Source organism: Spongorhabdus nitratireducens (genome assembly GCA_947387575.1).
Taxonomy (GTDB): Bacteria; Pseudomonadota; Gammaproteobacteria; order Pseudomonadales; family Endozoicomonadaceae; genus CANDOC01.
The window spans coordinates 1-17350 of sequence record CANDOC010000008.1 but is presented as its reverse complement, the minus strand read 5'-3'; the positions used below and the strand labels follow the sequence as shown (position 1 = coordinate 17350).

Here is a 17350-nt window from a genome sequence, read left to right as displayed (position 1 = left end):
CTGCTGTGATAAGAAGAAATGCTGAATATCCAAGCCTTACAGCATGCACCATGACTTCGAAACCCTTGTCAGAAAATAATATGAAGCATTAGGCATCTTCGACACTAGGGTCGCACAGGTGTTCCCTCTTGCTGCAATATAGATGAGATGGCAATAAAAAACGGGCTGCAAAAGCAGCCCGTTTTTTATGAGTCATGAAAGACTTACTTGGCAGGAATTGCAGCCAGAGTGCCTTTCACCAGATCCCAGAAGCGGGACACACTTTCAATGTGAACCTGCTCGCTTGGAGAGTGCGGGAACTGGATAGTCGGGCCACAGGAGATCATATCCCACTGCGGGTATTTGCTGCCCAGCAGACCGCATTCCAGACCGGCGTGGATAACCTTGATATCAGCTTCCTTACCGAACAGTTCCTTGTGAACGCCCTGCATCACATCACGGATCGGGGATTCAACAGAAGGCTTCCAGCCCGGGTAACCGTCACGCTCACTGACTTCAGCACCCGCCAGATTCAGCAGACCATGTACGGTACGACGGACATCTTCACAGGCGCTGTCGATCAGGCTGCGAGGGGTTGTTTCAATTGTCACGGACTTGTCCATGATTTTGGCAACACCCAGATTGACGGAGGTCTCAACCACGCCCTCAACACTGTCACTCATACGCAGCACGCCATTCGGGAAAGCATGCAGCGTATCCAGCCAACGGCGCTGTTCTGCCATTGCCATAACTTCGGCAGTTTCACCTTCCAGCAGTTCCAGCTTCAGGCCTTCGTCAGCAACGCTGTACTCATTGCTCAGTACAGTGAAGTACTGGTCGATGTGTGCTTCAACGGCTTCCAGCTGTGCTTCCGGGAAAGCAACAACAGCGGTAGCCAGACGCGGAATAGCGTTGGCAACGCTGCCACCACGCAGGCTGGCTACGCGCAGGTTGAAGCCTTCCAGAGATTTCAGGGTACGGGTCAGCAGGCGAATAGCATTACCGCGATACAGGTGGATATCGCAACCGGAGTGACCGCCTTTCAGGCCGCTCAGCTTGACGGTGCGGGTGATGTAACCGGCAGGAACCGCTTCAGTTTCGAAGGAGGCTTCACCGCGGATAAAGATACCGCCGGCACAACCGACATACAGCTCGCCTTCAGCTTCGGTATCCAGGTTCATCAGGATATCGCCTTTGAGCCAACCGCCCTGCAGACCCTGGGCGCCGACCATACCGGCTTCTTCGTTAACGGTCAGCAGTACTTCAACAGGTCCGTGAACCAGGTCGTCTGCTTCCAGCACGGCCAGGCCTGCAGCCATGCCGATACCGTTGTCAGCACCCAGCGTGGTGCCGGTTGCGGTCAGCCATTCACCCTTGATCTGCGGGCGAATAGGATCCTTCAGGAAATCGTGTTCAACGTTTTCATCAGCCTGAGGCACCATATCCAGGTGTCCCTGCAGGACGACGCCCGGACGGTCTTCCATACCCGGAGTTGCCGGCTTGCGCACAACAATATTACCGGTTTCATCAATCTCGTATTCGAGTCCACGCTGCTCGGCAAAATCGACAACATATTGACGAATGGCTTCTTCGTGACGGGACGGATGAGGAATTTCGCAGATTGCTGCAAAGTGTTTCCACAGCAGACTTGGGGACAGTTGCTCTAAGGCGCTCATTCTGAAATGCCTGTTCTGTAATAAATGGACTTGATTAATCGGGGCAGAGTTTAATCCGGGTTTCTACCTCTGTTCCCTGTTAGAAGTCAAAAAATTGCGCTAAATCACTGGCTTTGGGCGTTTGATACGTAAAAAAGCTATGTCTGTGCCTTGTTCATGTAAACAAAAACACTGGTAAAAGGTCTTGGGTATCTGTTTGATAATTCACAATGCCGGCATTGCCTGATCTGAATTATAGGGCTGACGCTGGCTTTATTCTTTTTCAGTACTGCTGAAGAGGTGTCAATGAACGACAAGCATCAGGCCAGCCATATGCTGGATGTTCGCAACTGCCCATGTCCTCGCCCGCTGATCAAGACACGCAAGCTGTGGGAAACGCTGGAGCCCGGTGAACAGATCAGGATCCTGCTGAATAATGAAACAGCACTGACCTACGTAATTGCCTTTTTAAACAGTGAAAATGCCGAGCCGGTCACGCTACAGGACAATGATGATTGGATTGTCACGGCCGTAAGGGAAAAACCGGCAGTACAGAAGGCATCGAAATGTGCCACTTGTGCTGAGAACGATAATTACGTTGTGGTACTGAAAAGCAATGTGATGGGACAGGGAGATAATGAGCTGGGTCAGATGCTGGTCAATGCCTATATCAATGCTTTGCGTGATCTCGACAAAAAACCGGCAGCAGTGGTGCTTTATAACACAGCGGTTTTGCTGGCGACTAAGGGCTCCGGGGCTGACAAGGTACTGAGCCAGCTGGCTGATCAGGGGGTTGATATAATTCTAAGTGGCACTTGTGTGGAACATCTGCAGATCCGGGATCTGCTCCACACAGGGCGCTTATCCAATATGTATGAGATTGCGGGTCGCATGGCAGCAGCAGGCCGTCTTATTTACCCCTGATAGAACCTGCCGATAATACCTGACAGGAAAAAGTAAACACGGACGATCCATGTCGGAAAAAACCGGAAACAACCTTTCAGCCAGCGCTACCAGCTTTTGGCAAAAGGCTGGTGACCGGCTGAAATCGGCATACGAAGCAGTTGAAGGCGCTTTCAGTCGCTGGAAAGTCAAACTGCTTCACGCTGACAAGCCCGCTTCCCCCCATATTCCTCCAAAGAGTACAGCGGTTCCGGGCGATCGCACTTTACCCCAGAGTACCAGAATTACCGAGCGTCAGGCCTCTACAGAACCAGACAGATTTGCAACCAGATTTGATGGCCTGGGAGGACATGCTGAAAACTTTATCGAGCTGGTGGGTCACAACATGCTGGTCAAGCGAACCTCCGTTGCTGAGAGCAGGGTTTATCGGGACTGTAAGCAGTTGGGTCTTGAGCATGTTATTCCGACAGCAAAAGGGCGGGCCTCGAAATTAATGTCTGATGAAGTCAAAAAGACGCTTGTGGACATGCAAAAAAACACCACCAAAGGGCAGGCTATCGTCTCGATGGTTAAGATGGGGGCTGATATTGATCCCCGTTATAAACGCGAGTTTGATATCAAAATCGGCCACTCGACTGCATCCAAGGCACAGTTAAAGCGTACAGGCCATAAATCACCTGTCCGAAAAAAAGCCCGTATGAAGATGTTTGATGCGATTACAGGATCCCTTGACCGGGGATTTAGATTGGTGGGAGGCAAGGTTAACAATAAAAGAATACCTGGTGGCAGAGCCCTGCTAGGTATGCAGACCCGAATGCTGCTCAAGAAAGCTCTGGTGTTACCCCAACCGGCTGCCCGTCAGAATCTGGAAAAAATTGCTGCAGACCTGCACCAGATAAGAGACGCAATGCAACAGGCACCGGTCACATTTATTGATAGCAGCGTGCTGGTAGTTATCGATGAAAAAAAACCCGCTAATACTCAGGTCAAAATGATTGATTTTGGTAATCCGGTCTATCGTGATGGCCCGCTTGATTTCGGTAAGGCGAAGCAAAACTATTTGTCCGGTCTTGATCAACTGATTGCTGACGTCGAGAAAATGCTGCACTGACAGCTCTGGGGAGCATAAAAAAGCCCCTGACGGTTATATCCGTCAGGGGCTTTTTAACAGCTTGCTGTTTTACTGTTTTATGACTGTTATGAAGCAACAAACAGAATGGCTACAGAAGCGATCAGGGTGAATACGATAAACGGCATTACCCACTTAACAAAACGCTCGTAAGGAATCTTGGAGAGCGCCAGACCGGCAACCAGGTGACCGGCAGTCGGAGCAAACATGTTGATCCAGCCGGAAGCAGACTGGTAAGCAGTAATAATCAGTTCACGACCGACACCGGCAAAGTCAGCCAGCGGTCCCATCAGCGGCATGGATACAGTAGCCAGACCGGAAGTAGACGGGATAAAGAAGGACAGAATGATGTGAACGAAGTAGGTCACGGTCACAAATACACCGCTGGACTCTACACCGGATACCATGCCTTCAGCCCAGAACAGGATGCTGTCGATGATCATGCCGTCGTTCATGACAACGTAGATACCACGGGCAACTGCAACGACGATGGCAACGCCGATCAGATCCTTGGCACCTTCCAGGAAGTTCTTGATGAACTCGCCTTCCGGCATGCGGTTAATCAGGGCAACAATGATTGCAGCAGTCAGGAACAGGGTAGACAGTTCATCGAACCACCACCACAGAGTTGGTACTGCAGTGATACCCAGATCTTCCAGCGGCATAACACTGTAGATCATAAAGGCGAAGGCACCGAAGAATACGGCCATGGTCAGCTTCTTGCGACCGTCGAATTCTTCAATGGTGACTTCGCGACTGAATTCGTCGTTGAATTCCAGATCAGCCAGTACTGACTGGGATTTGTCAGCTTTGACCTTGGCGGCATAGCGCATGACGTAAGCAATGGCAGCGGCTTCCAAGATCACAAACATGATCACGCGCAGTACGATACCGTCACCAATCTGAATACCAGCAAAGCCGGAAGCAATACCAGTCGCAAACGGGTTTACAGTAGAAGACAGTACACCAACACCGGAGCCGAGCAGAATAATACCGGCGGTTACCATGCGGTCATAACCGGCGGCAGATATTACCGGCAGAATCAGTGCCCAGAAAGCTACCGTTTCTTCTGCCATACCATAGGAAGAACCGCCCAGACCAAACAGGATCATCAGGATCGGGATCATTACCTGTTCCCGGCCCTTAAAGCGTTTGACGACGGATGCTACACCCGCATCCAGAGCGCCGGTCTTCATGATAACGCCCAGGAAACCACCGATCACCAGTACGAACAGGGCGATATCAGCAGCGTTGTGGAAGCCCTTGATCGGGGCCAGCAGAATATCCCAGGCACCCTGTGGATTACCTTCCAGCTCAGTAAAGGAGCCCGGAACAGGAAGCAGCTTCTCGCCACCGCTGTAATCGGCAACTTCAGCAGCAGTAACCAGCTGGTTCGAATCAGCGGTGGTGTAATCGTAGCGGCCGGTAGGCAGGATGTGAGTCAGAACTGCGATGATCGCGATAATTGCAAACAGTATGGTGTATACCGTTGGCATCTGGAACGCCTTTTTCTTTGGCGCATGTTCAATTGCGGCGGTGTCCACAACAATCCCCTTTTATCTGTGCACCTGATCACTGTTTCCGGTGCACTGATTACACAACTGTTTGCACAGCGATGTGAGGTGCTGGAAACTGCAGGCGTATGGTCGTTTGAATGTTGTATGTAAAGATGATGTAAAGAAATCCTACTCACTCTGGCGGGAGCAGAATGTGCTGTAGATCAAGGGAATTTTGCTTCTGCGGTATGTGCGGATCTTGCCTTCGGGTAATGCTTATTTTTATGGCGTGATATATCCCGATGTTATCTTGATATTAAAATGCACTTTATATGAGTAATTATATTTTTCAAGGCCTGTGTACCGGAAACCCTGTCAGGTATTTCAATAAAAGCATTTCAATACCCGCAAGGTTTCCTGTAATCAGTTAGCGTCAGCCGGACATTAATCCCAGTTCAGGATAACCTTGCCGGATTTGCCGCTGGCCATGATTTCAAAGCCCTCTTCAAACTCATCCACATGGAACTGGTGAGTGATGATCGGGTCAATGTTCAGGCCGGACTGCAGCATGCTGGACATCTTGTACCAGGTTTCAAACATTTCACGACCATAGATGCCTTTCAGGTGCAGCATCTTGAAGATCACCTGGTTCCAGTCAATGCGTGTGTCCTGAGCTGGAATACCCAGAATGGATACCTTGCCACCGTTGTCCATGTTTTCCAGCATCTGATTGAAAGCAATGCCGTTGCCGGACATTTCCAGACCGACATCAAAGCCTTCCTTCATGTTCAGCTCTTTCATGACTTCCGGCAGGGACTGTTCAGTTACGTTGACTGCACGGGTCACAGCACCCAGCTCACAAGCCAGCATCAGGCGGTATTCGTTAACGTCAGTGATAACAACATGACGGGCACCGGCATGACGTGCAACAGAGGCAGCCATGATACCGATCGGGCCGGCACCGGTGATCAGTACATCTTCACCCACCATATCGAAAGACAGGGCCGTGTGAACCGCATTGCCAAACGGATCGAAGATGGACGCCATTTCGTCGCTGATATCGTCCGGTACCGGATAAACGTTGGCAGCAGGAATGCTCAGGTATTCCGCAAAGGCACCCTGACGGTTTACGCCGACACCAACAGTATTGCGGCACAGGTGACGACGACCGGCACGGCAGTTACGGCAATGGCCGCAAACCAGGTGGCCTTCACCGGAAACACGCTGACCAATGTCCAGACCTTTAACGCCTTCGCCCATTTCCACGATTTCACCGACGAATTCGTGGCCGACAGTCATGCCCTGGGGAATGGTCTTCTGGGACCATTCATCCCAGTTATAGATATGGATGTCGGTACCGCAGATAGCAGTTTTGCGGATTTTAATCAGGACATCGTTATAGCCGTATTCAGGAACCGGCTTTTCATCCATCCAGATGCCTTTTTCGGCATGCAGCTTGGCAAGCGTTTTCATCAGTGCGAGCGAACCTTAAAAATGAAAATAAGAAGGCAATTTGCTTGTTTGCGTTTGAACAGCGCCCGATTCCACGCGGAGTCGAGGTTTTTTGTTTATGCCTGTTTTGTTGGCGCAGACTAATGCCAAAACAAACATGCGGCATTGTCTTGCATCAAATTGCGCTTCAGGTAAGGCTTTTTTTGTTTGAAAAACCGTTCTTGCCTGTTTTTCGCTGGGTATATCATCGAAGGTGCTTGTTTATACATGATTATTCGGGCATAAGCAGTTTTTTCTCCGTCAGGGAAACTGTGAGTTGATTGACGGGTCGAACAGATATAAACAGACAGACGAAGTACGGCAGTGGATAAAACAGACAGAATTCTCTACTCGACTCCCATGGCGATCACAATGGGAGATGCAGCCGGTATCGGTCCGGAAATCGTTGTCAAAACATTTGCTGATCCGGAATTTACAGTATTGGAAACCCCGGCTGTTGTGATCGGGGATATCGGGCAGCTCGAGCGGGCTAACCGTTTGCTTCAGGCTGGCTTGAGCTTTAATCGGATTGAATCTCCGGATGAAGCTGTATGGGAACGGAATGTAGTCAATGTGATCATGCCATCAGATCTGCTGCCAGCGGACCTGCCTTATGGTGAGATTGATGCCCGTGCCGGCAAGGCCGCTTATGACTTCATCTGCACCGGTATTGATCTGGCGATGAAAGGTAAGGTCAAAGCGCTGGTAACCGCTCCGATTCACAAGGAATCCCTGTCTCGTGCGGGAGTTAAATATCCTGGCCATACGGAAATTCTGGCAGACCGCTCTGGTACCCGTGACTATGCCATGATGCTGTTTAATGATGAGTTGCGGGTCATTCTGGTCACAATCCATCAGTCACTGCGAAATATGCTGGACTCCCTGACGGTTGAAAAAGAGCTGAAAACGATTCGACTGGCTCATACCGCTGCTCGCCAACTGGGTATCGAGAAACCTCGTGTGGCTGTGGCCGGGGTCAATCCACATGCCGGTGAAGGTGGTCTGTTTGGTGATGAAGATGACCAGGTCGTAAAACCTGCAATTGCTGCAGCGCAGCAAGAAGGCATCGATGCTTCCGGGCCATGGCCCGGCGATACTGTTTTTATGCAGGCCCGTAACGGAGACTTTGATATTGTCGTGGCACAGTATCATGATCAGGGCCTGATTCCGGTGAAATATCTCGGAGTGGATGGCGGTGTTAACGTTACCGTAGGTCTGCCTTTCATTCGTACCAGCGTGGATCATGGAACAGCTTTTCCCGTAGCAGGTACAGGCAAGGCTGATCACTCCAGTTTGTTGTATGCGATCAGGCAGGCGCGAGTTTTGCAGCTGGCAGAGTAAGTTAGAATGGAAGGATTATGAGAAACAGGTGAGCGAGATTGCCTGATTTTCATTCGCGACATTAATTGATGGCAGCTGTCGTTATTCTGGCTGGTCAGCGGCTGGTCAATAAAGTGCACACGAATATCAGGTGATCCTAAATCTTTTCGCTCCTGACTTTTTGAATTCTGAAATCTGTCCTACCCTGTACTATGCCCTGCCAGACTGTTAAATCATCCGGCAGGGTCATCCTGACAAGTGGCCTGCCCGGCCACTTTATATCCGACAATCTTGTTTTCAGCATACTGTTGTGTCTGCAGCAGCGGTGTCGTTCGGCTGACTGACAGCAACACTTGCTATCTGTTTATGCCCGGAGGTTTCAGCCATGTCCTGTGGTGGTAATAAGCCCTTGGAAAGCAAAGCTTCTCTGAAAAACAAACTGATGTTGTCCTGTGCAGTTGCGGCCGCACTGGGAATGGCCGCTACAGTAGAAATGGTGCAGGCGGCGGACATGGAAAAATGCTACGGCGTTGCCAAAGCAGGTAAAAACCAGTGTAAGGCAGGGGAGGGAACAACCTGTGAAGGTACGTCTACAATAGACGGCCAGAAAAATGCCTGGCTTCTGGTGCCCAAGGGAACCTGTGAAAAACTTGTTGGAGGCAGTCTGAAAGAAGGCGATGCACCTGATAAGAAATAACAGAGTTTAATCTGTGGCTCATGAAATGATCGGGCTGGGGTTAAGGCCGGCATACTATGATGATGTGCTGGCTTCAACTCCACCGGTCAGCTGCTTTGAAATTCATCCGGAAAACTATTACAGCGCCGGGGGGACACACTTCTGGTTGGAAAAAATAAGGAGTGATTATCCACTGTTATTGCATTCAGTCAGCCTTTCCCCCGGTTCGGCGGAATGTGTGCCAGCGGAAGATATTGCCCGTTTGAAAGCGCTTGCTGATCGCTATCAGTCATATCATATCTCTGAGCATCTGGCCTGGAGCCGCCTTGGTCAGACATATTTTCATGATCTGCTGCCACTGCCTTATACCCCGGAATCACTGGAAACTGTCTGTCGTAATATTCAGCAGATTCAGGAAGGTGTGGGGGTTCAAATTCTGCTGGAAAATCCGACGGTTTATATCCGGTTTCAGGAGTCGATGCCCGAAACTGAGTTTCTGACTGAAATATGCCGTCGTACCGGCTGTGGCCTGCTGCTTGATATCAATAATATCTATATCAACTCGATCAATCATGGCCTTGATGCGGATGCTTACATCAAGGCATTGCCTGCGGAATGTGTCGGGGAAATTCATCTGGCAGGACATCAGCGTCAGGATGGTGAAATGCTGGAAGGCAGTGACCGGCGGCTGCTTATTGATAGCCATGACGCTGCAGTGGCCAGTGATGTCTGGTCTCTGTACAGCCGCCATATTCAGTGCTTTCCGGAGTGCCCGGTCATCATTGAAAGAGACAGTAATTTTCCTCCACTTGATGAGTTACTGGCTGAGGCTGAGATAGCACGAACAATCAGAGCCAGGGCTGGTTATGTGGATAACCCGGAAACGGATAAAAGCAGGTCTTGTGCATGACTAAAAATCATGGAGCTCATTCGAACCTGCTTAAGTACCAACAATCAATGGCTGACTATCTTCTGTATAAAGCTGACTCAGCCGACAAACATAATATCCTGTTAGATGTTTCCAGACCTCAGTTGGGTATCTATCGAAATAATGTCCGGGCTGTCTGTTACGAAACACTGGCTGATAATTTTGAAACTGTTTGTCGTGTAGTCGGTGAAGACTGTTTTACCGGAATGGTGGTCAGGTTTATTGCTGAACGCCCTCCTGATTTGCAACAACTGTCACTCTATGGCAAATATTTTCCGACTTTTATTGATAACTTGCCCGAACTGCAGCATTTACCCTGGCTGGCCGATGTTGCAAGGCTGGAGTGGCAGATGGTGGAAAGTTTTAATGCACCTTCAGCAGTTTCGTTGACAGCAAGTCAGGTGGCTGCAGGGATAGAGGCCGGCCTTGATCATCTTGCCCTGCATCCTTCCTGTCGGCTGATGTCTTCACCATGGCCTGTAGTATCGGTTTGGCAGCAGCACTGGCACCACCGGGAAGATGATAGTCAGGTGCAACTCAGGCTTGATACCGGGGCGGAGTATGCCTTGATTTTCTGTTATCAACAGGCCGCCAGAATTCGTGCGTTATCCAGTGATGTTTACAGTGTCTTGCAGGCTATCAACAGGGCTGCTGATGTTGATTCAGCTGAAGCGCCGGATTTGACTCGGCCTGATGTTATTCAGGTGCTGGCAGAACTTATCGCACATGGCCTGTTTATCAGACCGTTGGAATAACCCCGCTAAAATCCTTCCACCCACTCTGAAGAGACCGTTATAAGAGATCATTATCATGAAAACGCTGCTGAGTCTGATCAATGGAATTTGCCGTCTTGTGCCGGACTGGTTGATTGCACTGATCGCCAGGATTGCGATCTTTCGTGTGTTCTGGGTTTCCGGCCAGAACAAGCTGGTGGGGTGGGAAATAAGCAGTAGCACAGTGGCATTATTTGAGTATGAGTATGCCCTGCCGGTCATCTCCCCGGTTGTTGCTGCCTGGCTGGGAGCCTACAGTGAAGTCATTTTCTCCGGGCTGATCCTGATTGGACTGGCAACGCAGCTGAGTGCCCTGGCCTTGTTGGGAATGACACTGGTAATTCAGCTGCTGGTATATCCGGATGCCTGGCCAACCCATATCATGTGGGCGGTCGCCCTGCTTTATTTAATCAGGCATGGCGGTGGACTGCTGGCAGTAGATCATATTATTTGCCGCTCTTCATCCTGTCAGCGGGATAAGACCTGAGGCTCAGCAGTCGGTTTAGATTCCAGCACAGCCTGCTCCTCACACTCAGCTTCTTCTGCCAGTACTCCCATTTGCGTACATTCAGATGATAACGGGTTGAGAGTGCAGGGGAGCGGCGCTTCCTGATTTCTGGCTGTCGTTTCCTCCTGATGCTGCTCCATCTTGTTAACCAGCCTTGATGCCAGGGCCATACTTACCAGCGCAAAAATAACGCCGCCGATGGCCTGACCTGTCAGAACGCCATAAGCACCACCATAATGAGCACCAAGCCAGACAAAAGGAATAGTTCCCAGCGTTGCCTTTCCCCAGTTTAATAATGTGGAGAAGCCCGGTTTTCCGAGATTGTTAAACGACGCATTTGAAACAAATAGCCAGCCGTTAAAAATAAAGCTGACAGCATAAAAGGTGCAGAAGAAGCGAATCATGCTTGCAGCATTTCCCTGGGCGTTAAACATACCCACCAGAGCATCCTGCAGCAGAAATAAAACGACTGAAACAGCCAGCACATAAACAGCAGTGAAGAGGTAGGCATCTTTCAGGCTTTGACGCACACGCCCGATCAGCTTCGCGCCATAATTTTGACCGACAATTGGCCCTATAGCGCCGGAAAGCGCAAAAATAATACCGAAGGCAACAGGAATAATGCGCCCGACAACCGCATACCCGGCCACATAACCGTCACCATACTGTGCCATGATACGGGTAATAAAACTGTTACTGACCGGCATGGCCAGATTTGTAGCGATTGCAGGTAATGCAATTTTCAAAATCGTACCCAGATCAGCATAAAAATGGGTCGTACTGAAGCGACCAAATAGCCGGTGTCTGGCAATGATTCCCCAGGCTGATACGCCAAGAATAGTGAAACGAGCGAGTACTGAAGCCAGTGCTGCCCCCTCAATGCCCATATCCAGTCCGAAAATAAAGATCGGATCAAATACTGCATTCACAGCGCCGCCAGCCAGTGTCGACAGCATGGAAAGTCGGGCATCACCAACAGATCGCAGGCCAGCACCAAAATTCATGGATAATGCCAGCACCGGAACCGAAGGCACCAGAATACGCAGGTAATCCATTGCCAGTGCATGTACTTCGCCGCGGGCACCAATCATCTCAAGCAGTGACGGCATACAGAACCAGAAGGCAACAGCGCAGACTGTTGCAACCAGTAGCGACAATACCGAGATATTGACCATATAGCGCCCGGCCAGAGCATTATTGCGCTGCCCGACAGCCCGTGAAACCAGAGCTGCAGACGCTATCGACAGGCCAATTCCGAGAGAGGTTGTTATGAACAGAATGGTTCCGGCATAACCTACGGCTGCTGCCAGATGCTTTTCCCCAAGCAGGCTGAGGAAGAACATATCCAGCATATCCACCACAAACAGCGCGGTAATGCCAACCGCACCGCTCAGGCTCATCAGCAGAATATGGCGCATTGTCGAGCCCTGGGTGAATCGTGCCTGTGGCATGGCTACTCCGGAAATTATCGGGATTTGTTGTTATGGAAGCGAGAAAGAATCAACGACAGTTTTTCAGTCGATAGTAGCGGCAGGCACAAGAGCAAAAAATAAGGGCTTTCTTGGGTAACAGGCAGTAATTACCGGATCGGCAAAGTTGTTGAAGGAAAAGAAACTCAGGCACCTTCAGTATGCAGGCTGCTACGCTTGGTGATGATTATCGTTTTGTGTCGTTGTTTCTTTTTTATCAAATATCGGGTGGCATCCCTGTGATTAAACAGCAAATGTCCAGGTGCTTGTTTGTCTGTTTTCTGATTTACCTGCTATTACCCGTTTCAGCACATGCAGGAAAAACGTCGTTTTTTTCTTATGTGACCAGCATGTACCGGACAGTGGGCCTAAGAACTGCTGCCTCGCACGTTAAGCACAGAGTCCCGTATCCCGGTCAGCTTGAGCGTCGAGTTTTACTGCCTCAGATGGTTCATCTACAAAGTGTGAATGCCAGAAAGCAGACTTTTAGAAACCTGCACACATTTCCGGCCATGCTCATGTCCATAGAATTACCAAAAGCCAGCCTTAATCCACCCGACATAACAACATCCGAGAGGGGTGGTGAGGTAGACAGCCCGAAACCAATCAGTCTTGATGATGTATTCAGGGGCGGTCCGCCTGAAGCCGATATCAATTTCGTTCGCAGGGGGAAGACTGGAGCAGAGCGCTACTGGCGATCGTCAGGCGTATCTGCAGCAAAGCTGGCTGCTTTTAACAATGCAGTGGACAGCCTGCTGAACCCTGAGCAGGAGGTCGATAGCCGCAGTGCAGATTTTATTGCTGCCAGTTTTCCCTATCTGTGCATACCTGATGTTTATGGAGGTATTGGGCTGCCTCCATCCTGTTTTCCTTATGCCGCAGAAATGACAGCCAAAGTGAAAACTTCAGAAGTCGTTTATCCTGCAGCATCATGGACTGCAGCAACATTGATTTCACTGTGCAGGCAAGCGAAGTTGAAAGACAGCATTCTTCCTATGCTTGCCAGAAACGAGGTGATCGCAACCCTTTGTCTGCAAGATGCTGATAGCAGTATGAGCCCCGGAGGAAAGCATACCCGGGCAATGCCGTCACCTGATGATGGAATTTATTATCTGGAAGGAGCAAAGATCGTTCGAACACTCTGCAGTCCGGATCAGGTCGGTACTGGTGTTGCTCCTTATTTCATCCATGTGGTTGAAGCGGAAATAGAAGGGAATCCAACAGAAGATAATCCGAACCGAAATGGTTTATTTCTGGTCTGTGAAACCAGTCAGCCTTGTTTGGATTCCGATGAAATATATCCGGAAGGAAATAAAGTCCTTTGGCAGCCAGTGAATAAGGCGACAAAAAAAATGAAGTTTGATCAGCATGTGATCAGTTTCAATTTTTCTGTTGGTTATCTTCTCGAGGAAGCTGTTCCTTCCTCTTTTCCTCTGGTCTGCCGGTTGGGGGCCGCTACTCAGGCCCTGTGTGATGTCTCCAGTATGATGAGGTATTACCGGCGCATGCTACACACGAGGCTTTATTCCGGCGGTTTCTTCAGTCATACCGTTATGCCCTGGAGTACGCCCGGCTTTTTTCTGGTACCTCACATTGCTGCCAATATGCTGGGTCTGCTGGAAGCTGAGGTCATGATCCAGAGAGACAGGATCTACCAGGCCTTTAAATACCTGGATAAGGCGGTTAAAACCGGAGAGATGAGCGCATGGGCTGATCTGGCAATGATTGCTCCATTACTGAGAACAGGCGATGGCAATACCTGTATCGAGTACATTGCTCCCGATAATTTTCGTGCGGAAGGCTCAGGTATCGTCAATGTTCCCAATTACTGTCGAACATCAGGGGATGTTTTTGAGGGCAGCGTAGCTGTGTCATCGGTATATCTCAGTATGATCCCCCGGATGGGTATGGCTCTGGCTTGCTACGACCATCAGGCGCTTCAGATTATGAAGAGCCTGATGATGACACAGGCCCCATCGGTATTTGAAGCTGTTGCAACGCCATTGATATCAATCATGGCCGCTAAGGACCTGGATCCCGAACGATCCTCCGAGCTGTTCAGTCTTATTGATGGCGGTGCGGTTTCCAGATATTTGTCTCAGGTGGCGACAAGCCTGGATGCATCAGGTAAAGAGCAGCAGGAAGCTGTCAGGCAGTGTCTTGATACTCTGGATCGTATTGATGCTTTGTATCGTATTCATCAATTAACGATGCGGGCACAGAAAAAAATAGGCAAAGATGAAAACGCGACATATCACCGGCGTATTGAAAGTAATATGGATGCTATGACGGAACAGCTGGGTTTATATAAATAAAAAGGCTGAGCTCAGCCTTAATTTGCAGAGCTCAGTACCCTTTACTCAAGCCGTGTTGAAATTAATCCGCAGGATTCAGTTTGTCTTCAGTGTGATTCTCAAAATCACTGGCATCATGGCGTTCATGCAACTGCTTTTCGGGGTTGCCCCAGGTGCGGTTTACCATCATGCCACGCTGTACAGCCTCTCTTTTTTCTATCTCCTGTGCCCAGCGCACAACATGCTTGTAGCCATCAACCTGCAGGAACTCAGCGGCATCATAAATCCGGCCCAGTGCGAGTACGCCATACCATGGCCAGATTGCCATATCGGCAATGGTGTATTCGTCGCCGCACATATACTTGTTATCTGCCAGATGCTGGTCCAGTACATCCAGCTGGCGTTTCACTTCCATTGCGTAGCGGTCAATCGGGTATTTAAACTTTTCCGGCGCATAGGCGTAGAAGTGTCCGAAACCACCGCCCAGTATTGGAGCGCTGCCCATCTGCCAGAACAGCCAGTTGAGGCATTCGGTTCGGGCTGATGCATCTGTTGGAATAAAGGCCTGAAACTTCTCCGCCAGATAAAGAAGGATGGAACCGGATTCAAAAACCCGCACCGGCTTGTCACCGCTATGGTCGACCATTGCAGGGATTTTGGAATTCGGGTTAGCTGCCACAAAACCACTGCCAAACTGATCACTTTCCATAATCCGGATCAGGTGAGCATCATACTCTGCGCCGGTTAGCCCTTTGGCCAGCAGCTCTTCCAGCATTACCGTGACTTTTACGCCGTTTGGAGTGGCTAGTGAATAAAGCTGTAATGGATGTTTACCAACAGGTAAACCTTTCTCAAAGCGAGCGCCAGCTGTTGGTCGATTGATACTGGCAAACTGGCCACCGTTTTCTTCATCCTGAGTCCAGACAGCAGGGGGAGTGTAGTTTGTTGTCATATGTTTTCCCGAAGCCCTGAAAGCATGACGAATGATATTACCCGGCAGGGCTGTCAGGGCAATAAAGCGGGAATGCCTGTGCTCGGTTCTTCAGGCATATCTGTCCACACAATACTATCTACGGTTACTCTCTTGTCTTTTCAAGGGGGAAAGCCATGTTTGCAGTAGATTAAAGGCTGGTCTGATTATTGCTATCCAGTATGGCAATAGTTTATTAGTCCAGAGTGTAGTCATGACTGCGACACAACCATCTGTTCTCTATCCCAAATTTTACCGTGACTTCTCATGTATCGGCCCTGAATGTGAGCATGACTGCTGTCAGAACTGGCGGATTACTATCGATCGCAAAACCTACAAGGCTTACAAAAAAAGCAAGGATCCAGTGCTGAAAGAGATCACTGAAAAGCAGATGGGTCGCCCTCGAAACCAAACAGATAATGATTATCGTCGTATTGTCCTGAAAGAAGACGGCAGTTGCCCTTTGCAGAATCAGGATGGCACCTGTTATATCCACTGTAATCATGGGCCAAAAATGCTGTCCCGTACCTGCCAGACCTATCCTCGCAGTATTACCCGGCTGGTGGACCGAATGGAGCCAAGCCTGACCCTGTCCTGCCCGGAAGCGGCCCGAAAGATTCTGCTTGATCCCTCTGCCATGATGTTTGATACCGGAGATGCCCTGCCGGCAAATCTTCCTTTCACGGCAGTAGGTGCTGTGCCCAAACAGTTCGATATAATCCGTCAAACGGCATTCCAGTCGGTTCTGGGAGAGAAGGACAGTCTGGATGAGCGGTTGTTTAATCTGGGCGTGTTCTTCAACCTGATTGCCAGCCGGCAGCAAAATGACCAAGACCTGTCTCTGGTCTGTCAGGAGTTCAGCAAGATGCAGCAAAGTGGTCAGCTTCGGCAGGTCTGGCAGCAGCTGACGCCGGGTGTTAAAGGGCAGGCCTGGGTGCTGAAAAAACTGGTTACGGAAAACAGCTTTTATCGTACCAACAAAGTTATGAGGGAGTATCACAAGTCCTTTGTTGAAAAGCTGAAGCAGGATTTTGGTACTGATACCGAGATCGATATTCCTGCCCTGCTGACTGAGCGGCAACCACATTTGCAATCACTGATTGATGATTGTGGTCACGGACTGGTAAACCTGATGCTGCACTGGCTATACAGCAGTGATATCTGTCGTCGTACTAGTGATGACCTGTTACACGGTTATGCCGAATTCGTGCTGAAATATATGATCATCCGCTTCTATCTGCTGATGCTCGCAGATACTGACGACCACAAGGCATTACTGATCGGTGTCATACACTCTATCGCACGAAGTGCCGACCACAACAACACCTACCTGAAAAGCCTGCGAGAAAAAGTCGCTGATATGGGATGGGGAAGTCACAGTCAAATCATGAGCCTCCTGAAGCCAGTAAATGCTGGGTAAAGCGTAGATGGTAATTAAACGTCCGGTGATTGGCGTTCTTAACCATTCACCGGATGTTTAATTTTTCACTACAAAAGTCGACTCCTCTAGCGAAAGCAAATAAGGAGTAGTCACCATGCTATCCATTAACACCAACACCTCTGCTCTGATGGCTCAGAATAATCTGAACCAGACCCAGAACAGCCTGTCTGCCAGCATGGAGCGTCTCTCCACTGGCCTGCGTATCAACTCAGCTTCTGACGATGCTGCCGGTCTGCAGATCTCCAACCGGATGAAGACCCAGACCAATGGTATGGACGTGGCAATGCGTAATGCCAACGATGCCATCTCCATGGCCCA

General features: G+C 49.8%; 15 protein-coding genes. 10 read left to right on the top strand and 5 right to left on the bottom strand.

The features are described 5' to 3' along the window. Window positions 1-203: 203 nt before the first annotated feature. Window positions 204-1655 carry an aminoacyl-histidine dipeptidase gene (locus tag ACYZZ0_RS14900; protein ID WP_461537435.1) on the bottom strand — a complete coding sequence of 484 codons (1452 nt, stop codon included), beginning with the start codon at window positions 1653-1655 and terminating at the stop codon, window positions 204-206. 285 nt (window positions 1656-1940) lie between these two features. On the opposite strand from ACYZZ0_RS14900, the gene yedF reads away from it, so the two are divergent. Continuing rightward, the gene (gene yedF / locus ACYZZ0_RS14895; protein WP_461537434.1) at window positions 1941-2558 is read left to right on the top strand and encodes a sulfurtransferase-like selenium metabolism protein YedF; all 618 of its coding nucleotides are present in this window, start codon (window positions 1941-1943) and stop codon (window positions 2556-2558) included. A gap of 49 nt (window positions 2559-2607) precedes the next feature. Further along, window positions 2608-3648 carry an inositol polyphosphate kinase family protein gene (locus tag ACYZZ0_RS14890; protein WP_461537433.1) on the top strand — a complete coding sequence of 347 codons (1041 nt, stop codon included), beginning with the start codon at window positions 2608-2610 and terminating at the stop codon, window positions 3646-3648. 86 nt (window positions 3649-3734) lie between these two features. Here the strand turns inward: ACYZZ0_RS14890 and ACYZZ0_RS14885 are convergent, their stop codons facing one another. Both ACYZZ0_RS14885 and tdh read right to left on the bottom strand, forming a co-directional pair. Beyond that, complete coding sequence (locus tag ACYZZ0_RS14885) at window positions 3735-5210, bottom strand: YfcC family protein (RefSeq protein WP_461537432.1); 1476 nt, start codon at window positions 5208-5210, stop codon at window positions 3735-3737. A 396-nt stretch (window positions 5211-5606) separates the two neighbouring features. After that, window positions 5607-6635: an L-threonine 3-dehydrogenase gene (tdh, locus tag ACYZZ0_RS14880; RefSeq protein WP_461537431.1), complete on the bottom strand. Its 1029-nt coding sequence runs from the start codon at window positions 6633-6635 to the stop codon at window positions 5607-5609. A gap of 342 nt (window positions 6636-6977) precedes the next feature. Between tdh and pdxA the strand changes: the two genes are divergently transcribed. The 5 genes from pdxA (at window position 6978) to ACYZZ0_RS14855 (ending at window position 10837) form a co-directional block, all read left to right on the top strand. Continuing rightward, complete coding sequence (pdxA, locus tag ACYZZ0_RS14875; protein WP_461537430.1) at window positions 6978-7994, top strand: 4-hydroxythreonine-4-phosphate dehydrogenase PdxA; 1017 nt, start codon at window positions 6978-6980, stop codon at window positions 7992-7994. 364 nt (window positions 7995-8358) lie between these two features. Then, window positions 8359-8670, top strand: a complete 312-nt coding sequence (locus tag ACYZZ0_RS14870) for a BufA1 family periplasmic bufferin-type metallophore (RefSeq protein ID WP_461537429.1) — start codon at window positions 8359-8361, stop codon at window positions 8668-8670. A 13-nt stretch (window positions 8671-8683) separates the two neighbouring features. Continuing rightward, a complete protein-coding gene (gene bufB, locus ACYZZ0_RS14865; RefSeq protein ID WP_461537428.1) occupies window positions 8684-9559 on the top strand; it encodes an MNIO family bufferin maturase in 876 nt (291 codons plus the stop codon). Continuing rightward, the gene (locus ACYZZ0_RS14860) at window positions 9556-10332 is read left to right on the top strand and encodes an HvfC/BufC family peptide modification chaperone (protein ID WP_461537427.1); all 777 of its coding nucleotides are present in this window, start codon (window positions 9556-9558) and stop codon (window positions 10330-10332) included. Before bufB ends, ACYZZ0_RS14860 begins: the two co-directional genes overlap by 4 nt. Before the next feature lie 55 nt (window positions 10333-10387). Continuing rightward, window positions 10388-10837 carry a DoxX family protein gene (locus tag ACYZZ0_RS14855; protein ID WP_461537426.1) on the top strand — a complete coding sequence of 150 codons (450 nt, stop codon included), beginning with the start codon at window positions 10388-10390 and terminating at the stop codon, window positions 10835-10837. On the opposite strand, the gene ACYZZ0_RS14850 is transcribed toward ACYZZ0_RS14855, so the two are convergent. Further along, window positions 10819-12309: an MATE family efflux transporter gene (locus tag ACYZZ0_RS14850; RefSeq protein WP_461537425.1), complete on the bottom strand. Its 1491-nt coding sequence runs from the start codon at window positions 12307-12309 to the stop codon at window positions 10819-10821. The genes ACYZZ0_RS14855 and ACYZZ0_RS14850 overlap by 19 nt on opposite strands. Window positions 12310-12845: 536 nt before the next feature. On the opposite strand from ACYZZ0_RS14850, the gene ACYZZ0_RS14845 reads away from it, so the two are divergent. Next, a complete protein-coding gene (locus ACYZZ0_RS14845; protein ID WP_461537424.1) occupies window positions 12846-14642 on the top strand; it encodes a hypothetical protein in 1797 nt (598 codons plus the stop codon). A 61-nt stretch (window positions 14643-14703) separates the two neighbouring features. On the opposite strand, the gene yghU is transcribed toward ACYZZ0_RS14845, so the two are convergent. Then, complete coding sequence (gene yghU / locus ACYZZ0_RS14840) at window positions 14704-15573, bottom strand: glutathione-dependent disulfide-bond oxidoreductase (RefSeq protein ID WP_461537423.1); 870 nt, start codon at window positions 15571-15573, stop codon at window positions 14704-14706. A gap of 232 nt (window positions 15574-15805) precedes the next feature. Between yghU and fliB the strand changes: the two genes are divergently transcribed. Continuing rightward, window positions 15806-17011 (top strand): flagellin lysine-N-methylase, encoded by a 1206-nt coding sequence (fliB, locus tag ACYZZ0_RS14835; protein WP_461537422.1) that lies wholly within the window; start codon window positions 15806-15808, stop codon window positions 17009-17011. A 115-nt stretch (window positions 17012-17126) separates the two neighbouring features. After that, window positions 17127-17350, top strand: a 224-nt coding sequence (locus ACYZZ0_RS14830) for a flagellin N-terminal helical domain-containing protein (protein WP_461537421.1), incomplete at its 3' end; no start/stop codon positions are given.

Excerpts from the sequence above, each read along its gene's own strand:
- ACYZZ0_RS14900 (WP_461537435.1), bottom strand. The coding sequence starts at position 1,655 with ATGAGCGCCTTAGAGCAACTGTCCCCAAGTCTGCTGTGGAAACACTTT.
- yedF (WP_461537434.1), top strand. The coding sequence starts at position 1,941 with ATGAACGACAAGCATCAGGCCAGCCATATGCTGGATGTTCGCAACTGC.
- ACYZZ0_RS14890 (WP_461537433.1), top strand. The coding sequence starts at position 2,608 with ATGTCGGAAAAAACCGGAAACAACCTTTCAGCCAGCGCTACCAGCTTT.
- tdh (WP_461537431.1), bottom strand. The coding sequence starts at position 6,635 with ATGAAAACGCTTGCCAAGCTGCATGCCGAAAAAGGCATCTGGATGGAT.
- ACYZZ0_RS14870 (WP_461537429.1), top strand. The coding sequence starts at position 8,359 with ATGTCCTGTGGTGGTAATAAGCCCTTGGAAAGCAAAGCTTCTCTGAAA.
- ACYZZ0_RS14860 (WP_461537427.1), top strand. The coding sequence starts at position 9,556 with ATGACTAAAAATCATGGAGCTCATTCGAACCTGCTTAAGTACCAACAA.
- ACYZZ0_RS14855 (WP_461537426.1), top strand. The coding sequence starts at position 10,388 with ATGAAAACGCTGCTGAGTCTGATCAATGGAATTTGCCGTCTTGTGCCG.
- ACYZZ0_RS14850 (WP_461537425.1), bottom strand. The coding sequence starts at position 12,309 with ATGCCACAGGCACGATTCACCCAGGGCTCGACAATGCGCCATATTCTG.
- ACYZZ0_RS14845 (WP_461537424.1), top strand. The coding sequence starts at position 12,846 with ATGTCCATAGAATTACCAAAAGCCAGCCTTAATCCACCCGACATAACA.
- yghU (WP_461537423.1), bottom strand. The coding sequence starts at position 15,573 with ATGACAACAAACTACACTCCCCCTGCTGTCTGGACTCAGGATGAAGAA.
- fliB (WP_461537422.1), top strand. The coding sequence starts at position 15,806 with ATGACTGCGACACAACCATCTGTTCTCTATCCCAAATTTTACCGTGAC.